This window comes from Rhodoferax sp. AJA081-3 (assembly GCF_017798165.1).
Lineage (GTDB): Bacteria > Pseudomonadota > Gammaproteobacteria > Burkholderiales > Burkholderiaceae_C > Allorhodoferax.
In genome coordinates, this window is record NZ_CP059068.1 from 269,543 (window position 1) to 286,070 (window position 16,528).

Consider the following 16,528-nt stretch of genomic DNA (forward strand, 5'->3'; position numbering starts at 1 on the left):
CACTGTTGTGTCATAGTGAAGATCCTTTCTATGTTGCCCTTTTTGCGCAGGTCCCCGTTGCACGCCACTGACAAGCCCTCAAACAAGGCCCCGGATCTACTGGACCGAGACCACAGCATCCTGGCGTTTAACGAGCGTGTGCTGGACTGGGCGGTGCGCAGCGATGTGCCCTTGCTGGAGCGTCTGCGCTACCTGTGCATCGTGTCGTCCAACCTGGACGAGTTTTTTGAAGTGCGGGCCGAGCCCCATGTGATTGCCATGCAGGCCGGTGACCGCAAAGGGCAGTTTTCGGTCGCGTCGTTTGAACGATTGGCCGCATCCCTGCATGACATGGTGGCGCGGCAGTATGCGCTCTACAACGAAGAGCTGCTGCCAGCCTTTGAGCGCTTGGGCATCAAAATTGTGTCGCACGGCGACCGCAATCCGGCACAGCGCCAATGGGTCAAACAGTATTTTGAGCGTGAAGTGCGCCCTTTGCTGATACCGGTGGGCCTGGACCCCTCCCATCCGTTCCCCCAGGTAGCCAACAAGTCGCTGAACTTTATTGTGCGATTGGGTGGCCCAGACGCCTTTGGGCGTGAAAACGAAATCGCCATCGTCAAGGTGCCGCGGGTTTTGCCCCGTATCGTGCGTATGCCGGCCAAGGTGTCGGGTACACGCACCTTGTTTGTATCTCTGTCCAGCGTGATCCGCGCGCATTTGTCCGAGCTGTTTGTAGGGCGCCACGTGGGCCAGTTTTCCCAGTTCCGCGTCACGCGGCATTCAGACTTGGCGGTGGACGAGGACGATGTGCAAAACCTGCGCATGGCCCTGCGCCAGGGCCTGGTGCACCGCCACTATGGGCAGGCTGTGCGGCTGGAGGTGTCGGCAGGGTGTTCGGAATACCTGTCCGACTTTTTGCTGCAGCAATTTGACCTGCCGGCAGGGGCTTTGTATCGCGTGCACGGCCCGGTGAATCTGGTGCGGCTGACCCAGTTGATTGATTTGGTGGACCGGCCGGACCTGTGTTTCCCTCCTTACAAGGCCTCGTACCCGGCGCGCATGCATTCCAACCTGTCGGTGTTTGACCAGCTCAAGCAGGGTGACATCCTGATCCACCAGCCCTTCGAGAGTTTTGATGCGGTGCTGGAGTTTCTGCGTCAGGCGGTGAGCGATCCACAGGTGTTGGCCATCAAGCAGACGATTTACCGCACCGGCCCCAACTCCGAACTGATGGATTTGCTGCGCGAGGCCGTGCGCAAGGGTAAAGAAGTGACGGTGGTCGTGGAGCTCAAGGCCCGCTTCGACGAAGAGGCCAATATCAATTGGGCCGAGATGCTGGAGTCCATCGGTGCACAGGTGTTGTACGGGGTGGTGGGCCTCAAGACCCACGCCAAGATGATGCTGATCACCCGGCGCGAGGGCAAGGCACTCAAGCGGTACGGCCATTTGTCCACCGGCAACTACAACCCCCGCACCGCCCGCCTGTACACCGATGTAAGCCACATCACGGCCGACCCGGCGCTGACCACCGACATGGAGCATGTGTTTGTGCACCTGGCCAGCCAGAGTAAGTTGCCGCCCCTGCGCAAGCTGTGGTTCGCGCCGTTTTACCTGCACCGCAAGCTGATAGACCGCATCGACACGCTGGGCGCGGCAGCCGCCCGTGGCATGGAGGCACGCATCGTCGTCAAGATGAATTCGCTGACGGATGAGGCACTGATCCGCAGCCTGATGCGCGCGGGCAGTAATGGGGTCAAGATCGACCTAATTGTGCGCGGGGCCTGCATGTTGCCGGCGCAGGTTCCGGGCCATACAGAAAACATCCGTGTGCGCTCCATCATTGGCCGCTTTCTGGAGCATTCGCGGGTGTTCTATTTCCGGGAAGGCGACGTGGAAGATCTCTACCTTTCCAGTGCTGACTGGATGAACCGCAACATGGTCCGCAGGGTTGAGTTGGCCTGGCCGGTGACCGACCCGGTGCAGCGCCAGCGCATTGTGGATGAGTGCCTGGTGGCCTACCTGCACGACGGTGTGGACGCCTGGGACCTCGGGCCCGACGGCACCTACACCCGCAAGCAGGGTGACGGCAAAAAGCCGGTGCACGGGGCACAAGCCGCCCTTATGGCCCGCTACGCAGACACTGGAAAATCAAACGGAGCCTAAACCATGGACCTGATCCTGTGGCGGCACGCCGAGGCGGTGGAAGAGGGGCGCGATGGTGATGACATGGCGCGGGTTTTGACCCCCCGCGGTGAGAAGCAGGCTGCACGCATGGCGGCCTGGCTGGACCGCCAGTTGCCAGACAGCGCACGTATCTGGGTGAGCCCTGCACGGCGCACCGAACAAACGGCACACGCCCTGCAACGCAAATTCCGCTTCAGCCCGGCCATAAGCCCGATGGCGAGCAGCGCCCAATTGCTGGAGCTGGTGCAGTGGCCCCAGGCCAAGGGCTGTGTCCTGGTAGTGGGCCACCAGCCCACACTGGGCCAGACCATTGCCAGCCTGTTGGGCCTGAGTGCCAGCGAATGCGCTGTGAAAAAAGGCGCATTGTGGTGGCTGCGCTACCGCGAGCGTGAGGCCGGCGCGCAGACCGTGGTGGTAACCGTGCAATCACCCGAAGTGTTGTAAGCCTAGGCTTTGGCGGGACGCCCGGTCTTGAGGCTGGGCACGGCCTTGAGTGCGGCCACAAACGCGGCATCTTGCATGGCCGCTAGGGCCTTGATACCGGCACGCAGCAACTCGGTCTTTTTGGCGGGGTTGCCCAGTTTGGCGGCACGCATTTTCAGGCCATCCAGCACGGCGTATTCGGCCTTGGGAAAGGTGAAACTGTCGCGCACCATTTTTGGTTTCTTCAGCTTGACGTCTTGTGCGGGGGCGGGCTTTGCAACTGGCTTGGCAGCCGGTTTCGCGGCCGGCTTGGCTACCGCTTTGGCCTTTGGCTTTGCAGGCGCTGCGGTTTTTTTGGTTTTGCTGGCTGCCTTGACAGCGGATTGGGAGGCTGTTTTAGTGGCGGGCTTGGTTGCTACTGGTTTTGTAGCAACGGTCTTGTCTGCGGCGGCAGCTTTTACGACTTCGGTCATGAATCCTCTTTCAAGTTAAACGGTATATACAGTTTATATGGTTCGACAAAATCGGTCAAATGCCTATGCGTTGACTTTAATCTGTCACGGTTTTGTCATGTTTACGTCACCCCGCAGTTCTACAGTGGGCTGCCTACATTCTGGTGAGCAAACCCCATGGCGCACACGTCCGACTATTTTGAAAGCACGCTGGCCCAGCGTGTGAGTAAAGCCTCCCTGGGGATATCCGGCAGTGGCCGCGCCGTGCGCATTGCGGCTATTGAATCCCCGGAAGATGTTGGGCCCTTGCAGCGTGTATTGAATGCGTCCAGCCTGTATCCGGTGTTCCAGCCCATCGTGAATCTGGGCGACGCGACGATTCACGCCCACGAAGCATTGATCCGTGGCCCAGGCGGCAGCGCGCTGCACACGCCGGACGCACTGTTGCGTGCAGCCGCCAGCGAGGGGTTGGAGTTTGAGTTCGAGTACGCTTGTGTGGTTGCCGCTCTGCGGGCCTGGGGAAAAATGGATGTGCCGGGCCGCCTGTTTGTCAACATGAGCGCAGCAGCCTTGACCCAACTGCTGACCACCAAAGGCACCGGGGAGCTGTTGCGGCAGATGAATGCCTTGGGCGTTTTGCCGCGAATGCTGGTCCTGGAAATTACCGAGCATGAGCGGGTGGAAGACATGGACGCCCTCGCTGACGCTGTGGCACAGATCCGTGGAGCTGGTGTATCGCTGGCGCTGGACGACTTTGGTGATGGTCGCTCCAGCTTGCGCCTGTGGTCACAACTCAAGCCTGAGGTGGTGAAGATCGACAAGTACTTCACCAAAAACATCAGCCAGCACGGCGACAAGTTGAAGACCATACAGGCCCTGTTGCAGATTGCCGATATTTTTGGAACAGCCTTGGTCGCAGAGGGCATAGAGCGGCAAGACGATCTGCGGGTGCTCCGGGATTTGGGTATCAGTTACGGTCAAGGTTATTTTTTGGGGCACCCCAACCTGGCGCCCCTGCAATACCTGGGTGCCGATGCGCAGCGGGTCTTGGCCGAGCGCCAAATTGTGGTGTTCCCCGAACTCAGCCGTGCCACCCCCAATGGGCAGTTGCGCAACCTGGCTCTGGTGGATGCCCCCACGGTGCATGCCGACACCAGCAACGACGAGCTGGCCGCCTGTTTCGCACAGTGGCCCGATTTACACGCCGTGGCGGTGCTGGACCGTGCGCAGCCGGTGGCGCTGATCAACCGTGCACAGTTCATGAACCAGTACAGCAAGCTCTACTACCGCGAGGTATGGGGCCGCAAGCCCTGTGTGGTGCATGCCAATTTTCAACCCCGGCTGATCGAGCGGGGCCACAGTGTGGATGAGTTGGTTGGCATCCTCACATCAGAGGATCAGCGCTACCTGGCCGATGGATTTATCGTGACCGATAACGGCCGTTATGTGGGTCTGGGTACCGGAGACCAGTTGGTGCGTTCGGTGACCGAAACCCGCATTGAGGCGGCCCGCCATGCCAATCCGCTGACATTTTTGCCGGGCAATATCCCCATCAGCCAACACATCGAGCGCTTGATCAAGAAGAAGGTGCGTTTTGTCGCCTGTTATGCCGACCTGAACAACTTCAAACCGTTCAACGACTACTACGGCTACTGGCGGGGTGATGAAATGATCCGTCTGTTGGCGCGCCTGGCCATGGAGCAGTGTGATCCGCAGCGGGATTTCTTGGGCCATGTAGGCGGTGATGACTTCATGCTGTTGTTCCAAAGCCCGGACTGGCGTGCGCGTGGTGAGCGTCTGGTGCAAGCGTTTAATACCCAGGCGCTCGGCCTGTTTGATGTGCAGGCCAGAGATGCGGGCGGCATCGAGGCCGACGACCGACACGGGTCGCTGCGGTTTTTCCCCTGTACATCCGTGTCGATTGGCGCCGTGGTGATTGATGGTGGCCGTTTTACGCGCGCCGAAGATGTTGCCAATTTGGCGGCCCTGGCCAAACATGATGCCAAGCGGGCCGGTTCGGGCCTGGTGGAGCGCCCTGTTATTTAGGAACAGCCGTTTCGCTGGTCACCAATTGGATGCGACGTTGTACGCGCTCGGCCTCTGCCGTCTGACCGGCTTGTGAAGCACGCTGCAACTGCACGCCCAGCCAGGCCAACAGCGGCCGACGCCAACCTTGGCTAGAGGCTGTGTCCACGGCTTGTGCTATGGTGGCGGGATTGGCTTTGCCCGTCTGCAGCAACACGCCGGCGGCCACCAAAAGCGACATGGGGTCTTCAATCCCTTGCAGGGCACTGGGGTCAGCCGCACTGCGAGCGGCCGCGCCCTGCTGGGTTGTGGGCAGCAGCGCAATCTGTGCGGGGGCAAGTTGCCCGCGCAGGTAATTTGCATAGGCTCGCTGTGCCTCGGTGGCATCGGGTTTGAGCGCCTCATAACCGGCACAGGGCTCGAACACCAGGCTGGCCACGTGGGCCGCGCAGTGCAGCAGCTCGGCGCCTGCCACCAGGTCGGCACGGCCGGTGCGGGATAGTTGTGCGCGTGCTCTTGCCAGTTCGGCCCGTTCGATGCGAGTGTTGCCCTCAAGGTAGGCGGCGACGGAGCGGTCCATGGCGCCTTTGGCTTCCAATTGCCAGTCGGGTATGGGGGGCGCGCTGGAGCACCCATACAGCAGCGGGGCGCCCACCACTAACAATATGGCAGTGCGAAGGCTTGTGTGGCGGATGTTCATGGCAACTGGATATCGGTGTTGCGGGCAAAGGGCCATTTGCGGTTGATCTCATTGACCAGGCCGTCAATTTTGCGCAGACTGCTTTCTACATCGGTGCGCAGCACGCCCAGGTCTGTCGTGGCGTCCTTGGCGTTGGCGCTGATGGCCTGCGCGTTTTGCAGCACGGTGTCGACCTTTTTAAGGCTCTCACGGGCGTCGCCCAGCAGGGCATTCAGTTGCACGACGGTGGCACGGGTCTCCGGCAGCACCCCCTTCTCACCAAACACCTGGGTATCGGTTTTGGCGGCCAGTCCATCCAACCGGGCGAGCAGGGCATTGGTGCGATCGAGCGTGGCAACAATCTTCTTGGCGTCCTGCTCATTGCCCAGCAGCACACCCAGCGCACCACCAGGGCCGTTGAGTTTGGCGGTCAGGGTCTGGATGTTGCCCAGTGTGCCGCCGACTGCGCCACCGCTGCCGACCAGGGTGTTGAGATTTTCCAGGAGTTCACGGGTGGCGGAGATGACCTTGGGTATCTCGGCGCTGACGTCTCCTTGCAGCACCGTGCGCACAGCGCCGTCTGGTAGGGCAGGGTCGTCCAGTACACCGGTGTAGGCGCGGATGTTGGGCGCGCCGACCACACCGCGCACCAAGGTAAAGACGCTGCTGGTGCGCAGCCAGTGGGCGTCTTTTTGGGACACATCCACCAGGATGCGGACCTTGCCGGTTTCGGCCAGCTCAATGCCGCGCACGCGGCCAATGGGAAAACCCGAGAAGGTCAGGTCCATGCCAATCACAACACCTTCGGAGTCTTCCGCCATCAGCACCAGGCGTTGTGTGGCGTCAAACGCGCCACGGGCATACATCACAAACAGCACAGAGCCACACACCAGCAGCAGCATGAACACCATCAGCAGCCGTGCTTTGAACTCCAGACGGTCAGTGGTGACGGGGGCGAGGGGTACTTCGGGTTCGGTCATGGGCGTGGGGCTTGCGGTCAGTAGTAGTTTCCGGCCAGGGAAACCATTTCGATCAACAGTATGAGGCTGAACATGCGCACCAGTCCACGCATCTCGGCGCTGGTGCGCACGGTGGTGGCATACATGCCCGCGGTGCCACGCATGCCCACCAGTGCCGAGGCCATGGGCACCAGGGCCACCGTCAGGCAGAAGAAAAAGATCTTGAGCACAAAAATCACCGTCACCGCGGGGTTGAACACCTGGCCGAACAACCGTGTGAAATTGGCCAGGCCTGACAGCGTGAAGCCATAACTGGTCAGGTAGGCCACCACCAGCACCACCACGCTGCTCAATGCCGCCAGTGTTGCACCGGCAAACAGGCCGGCAATGAGCCGTGGGGGAACCTCGCGCTGCATGCCCGACCAGGCTTTGTCGGGTGACATGTCCAGCTTGCCTTTGGCGTGCAGCGCCAGCAGTTCGGCACCATCCGGTATGGTGCAACGTAAGGCCACAAACAGGGCGGCGGTGATGGGTATCAGCTCCAGCACCAGCACCCGTATCACCAACTGCAGGGCATAGTGGGAGAGGCCATAACTGTGTGCCGTGACCACCACGATGCGGGTCAGGATCACGGTCACCAGAGCACACAGTACGGTGAACCCCAAAAGGATGGGGGCCGTATTGGAATACATGTTGCGCAGCAGAAAGCCGCGGTTGTCCAGGGTGTAACTGCTGGGGCTTAGCGCCAGCACCAAAATCTTCGCCGACAGGCTGAACAGGTGAAGCCAGTCAACAACCGCCTGTTGCCCGGTACGGCCCATCTGAGCCAGCCACTGTTGCAGAGATACCGTTAGGGACATGCAAACATGATAGCTGCCGGTCAACAGCCTATGACATCCAGAGACCAGGGGGTTTTTTGCCAGGCCTGTACCTCTTCACGCAGCAGGTAAGCAGACTGGGGAAAGGCCTCCGCCCAGCCCGCGCGGCAGCGCAACTGCAGGGTTCGGCCTTGCGCATCGACCCGTTCCAGCCGCATGCCAACCAAATCCGGGTCGCGCCGGGCGTGGCACAAGATGACAGCAAGACGCAGCGCCATCAACTGGGCCAACAGGTCCGTGTCGGCCAGAGCCGCCTCCAACTTGCGCAGCTTGCCGCGGTGGCCTAGCACCAGCAGGCTGAGGCGGTGCATTTCGGACAGCGAGAAGCCCATGGCGTCAGCGTGGTCCAGAATGTAAGCGCCGTGTTTGTGGTACTCGCTGTGGGAGATGTGGCTGCCAATCTCGTGCAACTGGGCGGCCCAGCGCAGCTTGCGCAGATGGCGGTCACTTTCGCTGGGGTCGGTCGTACCGGATGAAGCCATCAATTGCCCAAACAAATGGGTGGCAACCTTGCCCACGCGTTCACCATGCACGGTATCCACGCCAAACTTGGTCGACAGACGCTGCACGGTTTTCACACGCAGGTCGTCGGTGTGGTTGTTGGTGGTGCCCAGCAGGTCACAAATCAAGCCATGGCGCAAGCCACCCGCCGCTTGGTGCAGAGTGTGGATGCCCAGCAGATTGAAAATGGCGCGTACGATGCTGACACCACCACCGATGATGGCCTTGCGGTCTTCCCGCATGCCAGCCAGCTTGAGGCGGTCGGCACTCTGTGCCGCCACCAGCTTGTCCAGCAGCCAGTCCAGGCCATCCTGGGTTACGGTGCCTGCGGGCCAGCCGGAGGCCACCAGCACATCGGCAATAGCGCCTACCGTGCCTGCGGAGCCATAGGCCACGTCCCAGCGGTCTGGGTGGTAGGCATCCAGCGCTTCGTCCAACACGGCCTTGGCCGCGATTTCGGCTATGGCAAACGACTTCTTGGAAAACTGCCCGTCGGAGAAATAGCGGGTGGACCAGGCAATACTGCCCACGCGGAACGATTCCATCACCAAGGGGTTGGCACCTTGGCCCAGGATGAGCTCGGTGGAGCGCCCGCCAATGTCCAGAACGATGCGGCGCTCGTCGGACGGGGGCAGCATCTTCGCCACACCCTGATAGATCAGTCGGGCCTCTTCACGGCCGGATATGACGTTGATGGGGAAGCCCAGTATGGTGTTGGCACGCTCCAAAAATGCGTCGCGGTTGCGGGCCTCACGCAGGGTCTGGGTGGCCACGGCGCGTACCTCGCCCGGTTTGTAGCCGGCCAGGCGTTCGCCAAAGCGGGCCAGGCAGTCCCAACCGGCCTGCATGGCCTGGGGGGTCAGGTTGCGGTCATCGTCCAGCCCGCCACCCTGGCGCACGGTTTCCTTCAGGTATTCGGTACGGACAAAACTGCAGTGTTCCACGCGCCCGATTTCGAGTCTGAAACTGTTGGACCCCAAATCCACGGCGGCCAGGCGATTTCCCATGTGCATCAATACTCTCAAGAAGGATAGAACTCGTCAGAGCATAGCACCGGCCTGCGCCGGCCTCGAAGCCCATATTAGGTTTCGCCGCCGGGCCGCCCCAAGGCGAAATGTGGCCCCCTTGGGGGGCAGCGCAGTACGCGAAGCGACAAGCGTGGGGGCTATCCAACCAGGCGGCCGTCGGCAGAAATCATGCTCTGGGTGACGTAGGCGGTGCCACGTGTGCGGCTGTCCGGGGCGATGCGAAAACCGCCCAGGTCGACCGCGCTGCGCCGTGCAAAAGCCTGCAAGGTGTTCGAGCGGTGGATACTGCCGTCCACCGTTTGCAACACCTCATAGGTGTAACGTGCTGACATGTAACCGGCTAGGCTCAGCGGCGTGGGCGGCTCATCGTACAAACGACCCAGTGCGGTGCGGTAGGCTTTCACCACCGGCAAGCTGGAATTGACCATGGGCACCACCTGCGTGGCAATCATGGGGGTAAAACGCGACATGCCCATCTGCTGGATGCTTTGCAGGTTCACGTCCGACATGGCGATGATGTAACGCTGCGCGGCCTGTTTCTCCACACCTTGCGAGAAGCGCACCAACTCCGGTGTTCCACCCACAAACAACAGCACCCGGGGGCTGTTCGCCTGCAGGGACTGCGCCAGATCACGCAGATCACCCTGGGTGGCGTAAGAAACGATGGAGAGATTCAAGGCGCGGGCCACCTGCTCCAGATCGGTACGGTAGGCGGCATGTTCTTCTGCGGAGCCATACACCGCGCCCACCTGGGTGATACCCATGACGGACAGCGACTTGATGGCATGGGCGATTTGCTCCTGGCGCGACGCAAATATGGGGAAGGTATTGGGCATGGCTGCGGCTTCCACGTTTTGCAGCCAGGGCGCTACGTGTGCCAAGTCTGGCAATTCGCGTCCCAAAGCATTCACCAACTGGGAGGCTGCCCGGTCACCACAGGAGCCAAACACGGCGACGCACTGCGGTAACCCTTTGAGCGAATCCACCGCGGAGCGCAGGCTGGCGGCGCTGCCGTCAACTTCGATGACCAGGTGTTTGACGGCGTTGCCTTGCAGGCCACCACGGCTGTTGATGTCTTGCCAGGCCACGCGGGAGCCGACCAGAAAGTCCTTCGACACATCGATCTGGTTGGTGGACATGTCGGCTATTTGCGCGACGGTAATGGCGCGCGCGCCTTTGGATGGCTGTGCCCAGAGGGGCGTCGTTCCGGCAAGGCCTAGGCCGGCCAGGGTGCGCAGAAGTGCGCGGCGGTGGGGGTTTTGAGCGGAGGGCATGGCTGGGGTCCTTGGCCAAATGGGGAAGCGGTGGCGGACAAGCGCCCACCACGCTATGGAAATAATAGCTATTGAGGCAATACCGACGGGGGCTAGAGCCTTATTTGATCAACAACAAGGTGGCCAGGGGCCACCGGGGCAATTGGTTTACTTCTTGGGAGGCATCACGACGGCGTCGATGGTGTGGACCACACCGTTGGTCGCGCCCAGGTCTGCCACCACCACGGTGGCGCTTTCCACGATGACAAAGTCACCAGCCTTGGCCAGGGCCAGGTTGGCACCGTTCAGGGTCTTGGCGTTGCTGTTCTTGATGTCGGCCGCCATCATCTTGCCGGGCACCACGTGGTAGCTCAGTACGGCTTTCAATTTGGTGGGGTCTTTGCTCAGGTCGGCCATGGCGGCGGCGGGAACGGCCTTGAAGGCGTCATTGGTTGGCGCAAACACGGTGAAAGGGCCGCCGGACTTCAGGCTTTCGGACATGCCTGCTTGCGCCACCAGTGTGTTAAAGGTGCTCAAGGATGGGTTGTTGGCCACGCTGTCGGCGAGGTTGGCAGGGGAGGGCTTGGTGGCGCAGGCACCCAGGGCCGCAGCGGCGACAAGCACCAAAGCGGTGCGGCGGAAGGTGGAGATGGCTTGGTTTTGCGACATGGTTCAGTCCGATGGTTGGTTGAAAACGGTTTAGCTTAAAAAGCTGATGTGACGGCTATGTGACAGTTTCTTGAAGCTTGTGCGACAGCGCGGCAAGGGCTTCCACAGGTGTCGCAGGTCGGGAAAATAGGCGAATTTGTCACCGACTTGTCACAAAACTTTCTTAAAGTTCACCCATTCCTCAACCAACCGAATAAAGGTTACTCATGCGAATCGCGTTCAAATTGCCTCTTTTGTCTCTGGCTCTGGCCTCTACAGTGGGTTTTTCTGGTGCGGTTGGCGCCCAGGAAATCACCGGTGCAGGCGCATCGTTTCCCGCGCCCATCTATTCCAAGTGGGCCTCTGAGTACAACAAGGCCACTGGCGTCAAGGTGAACTACCAGTCCATCGGTTCTGGCGGCGGTATCAAGCAGATCGACTCCAAGACGGTGGACTTTGGCGCTTCCGACGCGCCGTTGACCGACGAAGTGCTGAAGGCCAAAGGCCAAATGCAATTCCCAACGGTGCTGGGCGGTGTGGTGCCTGTTATCAACGTCAAGGGAATTGAGCCTGGCCAATTGAAGCTGACGGGCGCGGTATTGGGTGACATCTACCTGGGCAAGGTTTCGCGCTGGAACGATCCCGCCATCAAGGCTTTGAACCCCACCCTGGCTCTGCCAGATGCAGCCATCGCCCAAGTCCGCCGTGCGGATGGATCTGGCACCACTTTCATCTTCACCAACTACCTGAGCAAGGTGAATGCGGAGTGGAAAGCCAAAGTGGGCGAGGGCACAGCCGTGAACTGGCCCGTGGGCGCCGGTGGCAAGGGTAACGAAGGTGTGGCGGCATTTGTGAGCCGTTTGCCCAACTCCATGGGCTACGTGGAGTATTCCTATGTCAAGCAAAACAAGCTGAACTATGCGGTGATGCAGAACCAGGCCGGTAACTTTGTGAAGCCGGACGACGAGACCTTTAAGGCCGCCGCAGCTGGTGCGGACTGGAGCAAGTCCTTCTACCAAATCTTGACCAACCAGCCTGGCAAGGATGCCTGGCCCATCTCTGGCGCCACTTTCATCCTGATGCACCTCAAGCAAGACAAACCCGCCAGTGCGACGGAAACCTTGAAGTTCTTCAACTGGGCTTACACCAATGGTGGCAAGTCTGCCGCGGACCTGGATTACGTACCCATGCCACCGGCAGTGGTTGCGGCCATCCAAAAATCCTGGGGTGAGATCAAGGACGGCGCAGGCAAGCCAGTCGCATTCAAGTAAACCACCACGTTTGGGTTCAGAAGGGATTTGCGAGGCAAAACAACCATGTCAACTACACTTGTACACGACGATTTTTCATCCAATCCCTCTGTAACCCAGTCGGTTCGCGCAATGACCCAACCTCCTCCTGTAAAAAGAGCCCGTTCGGGCCCCTGGGCTGATCTTGTCTTTGGCTGGCTGGCCAAAGGTGCCGCCCTGTTGACCCTGTGTTTGTTGATCGCGATTTTGGCGTCACTGACCATCAGTGCCTGGCCGGCGATTGAAAAGTACGGTTTCAGCTTTTTGACCAGCACCACCTGGGACCCCGTCAAGGAAGAGTTTGGCGGTCTGGTCATGATTTATGGCACGCTGGCTACGTCTTTCATCGCACTGCTGATCGCCGTGCCCGTCAGTTTTGGTATCGCCCTGTTTTTGACCGAGTTGTCCCCCGCCTGGCTCAAGCGGCCCCTGGGCACCGCCATCGAACTGTTGGCTGCCGTGCCATCCATTGTGTATGGCATGTGGGGTTTGCTGGTGTTTGGCCCCGTGTTGGCCACCTATGTACAGCAGCCCGTTCAGGCCGCATTTGACGGCGTGCCGTATCTGGGTGCCTTTGTGTCGGGCCCGCCGGTGGGTATTGGCATCTTGTCGGCCGGCATTATTCTGGCCATCATGATCATTCCCTTCATCGCCGCCGTGATGCGGGATGTGTTTGAAGTGACCCCCCCTTTGTTGAAAGAGTCCGCCTACGGCCTGGGTGCCACCACCTGGGAGGTGGTCTCCAAGGTAGTGTTGCCCTACACCAAGACCGGTGTCATCGGCGGCATCATGCTGGGCCTGGGCCGTGCCATCGGCGAGACCATGGCTGTGACCTTTGTCATCGGCAATTTCAACCAGCTGGACTCCTTGAGCCTGTTCCAGGCGGCCAATAGCATCACATCTGCACTGGCCAACGAATTTGCCGAGGCAGGCGAGGGCCTGCACCAGGCTTCACTGATGTACCTGGGTCTGGTCCTCTTCTTCATTACGTTTGTGATTTTGTCGCTCTCCAAACTGCTGCTGGCGCAATTGCGCAAAAACGAAGGTTCCAAGACATGAACGCGTCCGCCCATCAACTCAAGCTCGCCAAGTTTGCGTATCGCAAACGTGTGAACCAGGTGGCGACCGGCCTGGCCTTGGCTGCCATGTCTTTTGGCCTGTTCTGGTTGTTCTGGATTTTGTGGGAAACCATTCTTCTGGGGCTGGGTGGCCTGTCGGTTGCCACGTTCACCCAGATGACCCCACCGCCCAATGACGAGGGTGGTCTCGCCAATGCGATCTACGGCTCGTTTGTGATGGTGGCTCTGGCCACAGGGCTGGGAACCCCCATCGGTGTGATGGCCGGCATTTACCTGGCAGAGTTTGACACCAAGAGCTGGTTGGCGTCGGTCACCCGCTTTGTGAACGACATTCTGTTGTCGGCACCATCCATTGTGATTGGCCTGTTTGTCTACGCCGTGGTGGTGTCGCGTTTCAAGTCATTCTCGGGGTATGCCGGTGTGTTGGCGCTGTCCCTGTTGGTGATACCGGTGGTGATTCGCACCACCGAAAACATGCTGCAGTTGGTGCCAGCCGGCTTACGTGAAGCGGCTTATGCCTTGGGTGCGCCCAAATGGAAAGTCATTTTGAGCATCACACTCAAAGCAGCCCGCACCGGTGTGATCACGGGCGTCTTGCTCGCCGTGGCCCGTATTGCTGGTGAAACCGCACCCCTGTTGTTTACGGCCTTGAGCAACCAGTTCTGGACCTCTTCCCTGAGTGAACCCATGGCCAGTTTGCCAGTGACCATCTTCAAGTTTGCGATGAGCCCGTATGAAAACTGGCAGAAGCTGGCCTGGGCTGGTGTCTTCATCATTACCGCAACGGTGCTGGGTCTGAACATTCTGGCGCGGGTGCTGACCCGCAACAAGATTTGAGTTTGCTTGCTGTCACCCATTTAAAGAACACTTTATGTTGAACACATCTACTGCTCCCGAGAAGACAAAGATTGCCGTCAAGGATTTGAACTTTTACTACGGCAAGTTCCACGCCCTCAAGGGCATCAATCTGGAAATTCCCCAGAACAAGGTCACCGCTTTTATCGGTCCGTCGGGCTGTGGTAAGTCCACCCTGTTGCGGGTGTTCAACCGCATGTTTGAACTCTACCCCGAGCAACGGGCCGAAGGCCAGATCATGCTGGATGGTGAAAACCTGTTGACCAGCAAGGAAGACGTGGCCCTGCTGCGTGCCAAGGTCGGCATGGTGTTCCAGAAGCCCACGCCATTTCCCATGTCTATCTTCGACAACATCGCCTTTGGCGTGAAACTGTTTGAATCGCTGAATGCCAGCGACATGGAAGAGCGTGTGGAGTGGGCCCTGCGCAAGTCAGCGCTGTGGACCGAAGTCAAAGACAAACTCCACCAAAGTGGTTCCAGCCTGTCGGGTGGGCAGCAGCAGCGTTTGTGTATTGCGCGCGGCATTGCCATCAAGCCCGAGGTCTTGCTGCTGGATGAACCCTGCTCGGCGCTGGACCCCATTTCCACTGCCAAGGTTGAGGAATTGATTGTGGAACTGAAGAATGACTACACGGTGGTCATCGTCACCCACAATATGCAGCAGGCAGCACGCTGCAGCGACTACACGGCGTATATGTACCTGGGTGACCTGGTGGAGTTTGGTTCTACGGAACAGATGTTCTTCAAACCCACGCGCAAAGAGACTGAAGACTACATCACCGGCCGATTCGGTTAATTCAATGGTTTTGCGGGGCAAACCTTCAGCGCTGTCCTCAACTGATTAGTAGGAGTTATATGTCCGACAAACACTTGTCAACACAATTCGATAGCGAACTGACGTCCGTCTCATCCCAGGTCATGGAGTTGGGTGGTCTGGTGGAGTCGCAAATTCGCCGTGCCATCTTTGCGCTGTCACAGTTCAGCGTAGAGGTTGCCAACGAGGTGACCGCGAATGAGGCCCGTGTGAATGCCATGGAGATAGAGATCGACCGCGATCTCTCCTCCATCATTGCCCGGCGCCAGCCTACAGCCCGCGATCTGCGCCTGCTGATCGCCATTTCTAAAACCACGGCCAACCTGGAGCGGGTGGGTGACGAGGCGGAAAAGATTGCACGCATGGTGCGCTCCATCATCCAGAGCGGATCACCCCGTTCACTGCCGTCGCTGGAGCTGCGGGTCGCCGCGGATCTGGCCTCGGGTTTGCTGAACAAGGCGCTGGACGCGTTTGCGCGGCTGGACGTGTCGGCCGCCGTGGCAATCATGAAAGAGGACGACTTGATTGACGCGGAGTTTGATGGGTTTGTGCGCAAGCTCATCACCTACATGATGGAAGACCCGCGCATGATTTCGCCCAGCCTGGACCTGCTATTCCTGGCCAAGGCCATTGAGCGTATTGGTGACCATGCCAAAAACATCGCCGAGTTCATCATCTACGTGGTCAAAGGTGAGGATGTGCGCCACACGTCCATGGAAAAAATCGAGTCGGTAGTCAAATGAGAACGATGCCTTCTGTGCTGGTGGTGGAGGATGAATCTGCCATCGCGGAACTCATCGCGGTCAACCTGCGGCACAACGGCTTTCGCCCTATCTGGGCCAGCGACAGCATCACGGCCCAGCGCGACCTGGATGCGGGGCTTCCGGATCTCATCTTGCTGGACTGGATGCTGCCTGGCGAAAGCGGTCTGGTGCTGGCCAAGCGTTGGCGCGCCGATGCGCGTACCCAGGGAGTCCCCATCATCATGCTGACGGCGCGAGGTGACGAGGCGGACCGTGTGGCAGGACTGGATGCTGGCGCCGACGACTACATTGCCAAGCCTTTCTCGACCAAAGAGCTGCTGGCCCGCATACGTGCCGTTTTGCGGCGCCGCACCCCAGAGCAGGCGGGTGAGACCCTGACGATCGCTTCGCTGGCGCTGGACCCGGCTACACATCGGGTGTCCTTCCAGGACAAACCCCTGAAGCTGGGCCCCACAGAATTCAAGTTGTTGCATTACCTGATGGGACATGCAGAACGGGTGCACAGCCGTGCGCAGTTGCTGGACAAAGTCTGGGGCGACCATGTCTTCATCGAGGAGCGCACGGTGGATGTACACGTCAAGCGCTTGCGTGAGGCGATGGCCGGTGCAGGCGCGATGGTGGAGACGGTTCGTGGCGCGGGCTACCGTTTGACTGCAACGCCCGCAGTGGCGACGGCTGCAGAAAAAGTCAGCCCGTAGTTGCGTTTTCTTATTGC

At 59.8% G+C, this 16,528-nt stretch carries 16 protein-coding genes; 9 read left to right on the forward strand and 7 right to left on the reverse strand.

The features are described 5' to 3' along the window. Positions 1 to 30: 30 nt before the first annotated feature. Positions 31 to 2,145, forward strand: coding sequence for a polyphosphate kinase 1 (gene ppk1, locus HZ993_RS01295; RefSeq protein WP_209395476.1), 2,115 nt, complete (start codon positions 31 to 33; stop codon positions 2,143 to 2,145). Positions 2,146 to 2,148: 3 nt separating this feature from the next. After that, positions 2,149 to 2,610 (forward strand): histidine phosphatase family protein, encoded by a 462-nt coding sequence (locus tag HZ993_RS01300; RefSeq protein ID WP_209395477.1) that lies wholly within the window; start codon positions 2,149 to 2,151, stop codon positions 2,608 to 2,610. 2 nt (positions 2,611 to 2,612) lie between these two features. Here HZ993_RS01300 and HZ993_RS01305 read toward each other — a convergent pair whose 3' ends face one another. Beyond that, a complete protein-coding gene (locus tag HZ993_RS01305) occupies positions 2,613 to 3,062 on the reverse strand; it encodes a hypothetical protein (RefSeq protein ID WP_209395478.1) in 450 nt (149 codons plus the stop codon). Positions 3,063 to 3,218: 156 nt separating this feature from the next. Between HZ993_RS01305 and HZ993_RS01310 the strand changes: the two genes are divergently transcribed. Beyond that, positions 3,219 to 5,087: a phosphodiesterase gene (locus tag HZ993_RS01310; RefSeq protein ID WP_209395479.1), complete on the forward strand. Its 1,869-nt coding sequence runs from the start codon at positions 3,219 to 3,221 to the stop codon at positions 5,085 to 5,087. On the opposite strand, the gene HZ993_RS01315 is transcribed toward HZ993_RS01310, so the two are convergent. From HZ993_RS01315 to HZ993_RS01340, 6 genes are all read right to left on the reverse strand, one after another. Continuing rightward, on the reverse strand, positions 5,080 to 5,766 hold the full coding sequence (locus tag HZ993_RS01315) for a hypothetical protein (protein WP_209395480.1): 687 nt from the start codon (positions 5,764 to 5,766) through the stop codon (positions 5,080 to 5,082). The genes HZ993_RS01310 and HZ993_RS01315 overlap by 8 nt on opposite strands. Next, a complete protein-coding gene (locus HZ993_RS01320; RefSeq protein ID WP_209395481.1) occupies positions 5,763 to 6,725 on the reverse strand; it encodes an MlaD family protein in 963 nt (320 codons plus the stop codon). Before HZ993_RS01320 ends, HZ993_RS01315 begins: the two co-directional genes overlap by 4 nt. Positions 6,726 to 6,742: 17 nt before the next feature. Next, positions 6,743 to 7,564 carry an ABC transporter permease gene (locus HZ993_RS01325; protein WP_209395482.1) on the reverse strand — a complete coding sequence of 274 codons (822 nt, stop codon included), beginning with the start codon at positions 7,562 to 7,564 and terminating at the stop codon, positions 6,743 to 6,745. Between the two features lie 20 nt (positions 7,565 to 7,584). Then, complete coding sequence (locus HZ993_RS01330) at positions 7,585 to 9,096, reverse strand: Ppx/GppA phosphatase family protein (protein WP_209395483.1); 1,512 nt, start codon at positions 9,094 to 9,096, stop codon at positions 7,585 to 7,587. Between the two features lie 152 nt (positions 9,097 to 9,248). After that, the gene (locus HZ993_RS01335) at positions 9,249 to 10,385 is read right to left on the reverse strand and encodes an ABC transporter substrate-binding protein (RefSeq protein ID WP_209395484.1); all 1,137 of its coding nucleotides are present in this window, start codon (positions 10,383 to 10,385) and stop codon (positions 9,249 to 9,251) included. Between the two features lie 147 nt (positions 10,386 to 10,532). Next, entirely contained in the window at positions 10,533 to 11,033 is a 501-nt protein-coding gene (locus HZ993_RS01340; protein WP_209395485.1) for a fasciclin domain-containing protein, read from the reverse strand. Between the two features lie 206 nt (positions 11,034 to 11,239). Here HZ993_RS01340 and pstS point away from each other — a divergent pair, with 206 nt between their 5' ends. The 6 genes from pstS (at position 11,240) to phoB (ending at position 16,511) form a co-directional block, all read left to right on the forward strand. Continuing rightward, on the forward strand, positions 11,240 to 12,283 hold the full coding sequence (pstS, locus tag HZ993_RS01345; RefSeq protein WP_209395486.1) for a phosphate ABC transporter substrate-binding protein PstS: 1,044 nt from the start codon (positions 11,240 to 11,242) through the stop codon (positions 12,281 to 12,283). Between the two features lie 111 nt (positions 12,284 to 12,394). Then, positions 12,395 to 13,360, forward strand: coding sequence for a phosphate ABC transporter permease subunit PstC (gene pstC / locus HZ993_RS01350; protein WP_245213774.1), 966 nt, complete (start codon positions 12,395 to 12,397; stop codon positions 13,358 to 13,360). After that, complete coding sequence (gene pstA, locus HZ993_RS01355) at positions 13,357 to 14,217, forward strand: phosphate ABC transporter permease PstA (protein ID WP_209395488.1); 861 nt, start codon at positions 13,357 to 13,359, stop codon at positions 14,215 to 14,217. The genes pstC and pstA overlap by 4 nt, the downstream gene beginning before the upstream one ends. 34 nt (positions 14,218 to 14,251) lie before the next feature. Beyond that, positions 14,252 to 15,031, forward strand: coding sequence for a phosphate ABC transporter ATP-binding protein PstB (pstB, locus tag HZ993_RS01360; protein WP_209395489.1), 780 nt, complete (start codon positions 14,252 to 14,254; stop codon positions 15,029 to 15,031). Between the two features lie 59 nt (positions 15,032 to 15,090). Beyond that, positions 15,091 to 15,792 (forward strand): phosphate signaling complex protein PhoU, encoded by a 702-nt coding sequence (gene phoU / locus HZ993_RS01365; protein WP_209395490.1) that lies wholly within the window; start codon positions 15,091 to 15,093, stop codon positions 15,790 to 15,792. Next, complete coding sequence (phoB, locus tag HZ993_RS01370) at positions 15,789 to 16,511, forward strand: phosphate regulon transcriptional regulator PhoB (protein WP_209395491.1); 723 nt, start codon at positions 15,789 to 15,791, stop codon at positions 16,509 to 16,511. Before phoU ends, phoB begins: the two co-directional genes overlap by 4 nt. Positions 16,512 to 16,528 lie beyond the last annotated feature (17 nt).

Bases quoted from the DNA above. Each gene is read 5' to 3' on its own strand.
- pstS (WP_209395486.1), top strand. From the start codon at position 11,240: ATGCGAATCGCGTTCAAATTGCCTCTTTTGTCTCTGGCTCTGGCCTCT.
- pstC (WP_245213774.1), top strand. From the start codon at position 12,395: ATGACCCAACCTCCTCCTGTAAAAAGAGCCCGTTCGGGCCCCTGGGCT.
- HZ993_RS01315 (WP_209395480.1), bottom strand. From the start codon at position 5,766: ATGAACATCCGCCACACAAGCCTTCGCACTGCCATATTGTTAGTGGTG.
- pstA (WP_209395488.1), top strand. From the start codon at position 13,357: ATGAACGCGTCCGCCCATCAACTCAAGCTCGCCAAGTTTGCGTATCGC.
- HZ993_RS01310 (WP_209395479.1), top strand. From the start codon at position 3,219: ATGGCGCACACGTCCGACTATTTTGAAAGCACGCTGGCCCAGCGTGTG.
- phoB (WP_209395491.1), top strand. From the start codon at position 15,789: ATGAGAACGATGCCTTCTGTGCTGGTGGTGGAGGATGAATCTGCCATC.
- HZ993_RS01300 (WP_209395477.1), top strand. From the start codon at position 2,149: ATGGACCTGATCCTGTGGCGGCACGCCGAGGCGGTGGAAGAGGGGCGC.
- HZ993_RS01330 (WP_209395483.1), bottom strand. From the start codon at position 9,096: ATGCACATGGGAAATCGCCTGGCCGCCGTGGATTTGGGGTCCAACAGT.
- ppk1 (WP_209395476.1), top strand. From the start codon at position 31: ATGTTGCCCTTTTTGCGCAGGTCCCCGTTGCACGCCACTGACAAGCCC.
- HZ993_RS01305 (WP_209395478.1), bottom strand. From the start codon at position 3,062: ATGACCGAAGTCGTAAAAGCTGCCGCCGCAGACAAGACCGTTGCTACA.
- HZ993_RS01320 (WP_209395481.1), bottom strand. From the start codon at position 6,725: ATGACCGAACCCGAAGTACCCCTCGCCCCCGTCACCACTGACCGTCTG.
- HZ993_RS01340 (WP_209395485.1), bottom strand. From the start codon at position 11,033: ATGTCGCAAAACCAAGCCATCTCCACCTTCCGCCGCACCGCTTTGGTG.
- pstB (WP_209395489.1), top strand. From the start codon at position 14,252: ATGTTGAACACATCTACTGCTCCCGAGAAGACAAAGATTGCCGTCAAG.
- phoU (WP_209395490.1), top strand. From the start codon at position 15,091: ATGTCCGACAAACACTTGTCAACACAATTCGATAGCGAACTGACGTCC.
- HZ993_RS01325 (WP_209395482.1), bottom strand. From the start codon at position 7,564: ATGTCCCTAACGGTATCTCTGCAACAGTGGCTGGCTCAGATGGGCCGT.
- HZ993_RS01335 (WP_209395484.1), bottom strand. From the start codon at position 10,385: ATGCCCTCCGCTCAAAACCCCCACCGCCGCGCACTTCTGCGCACCCTG.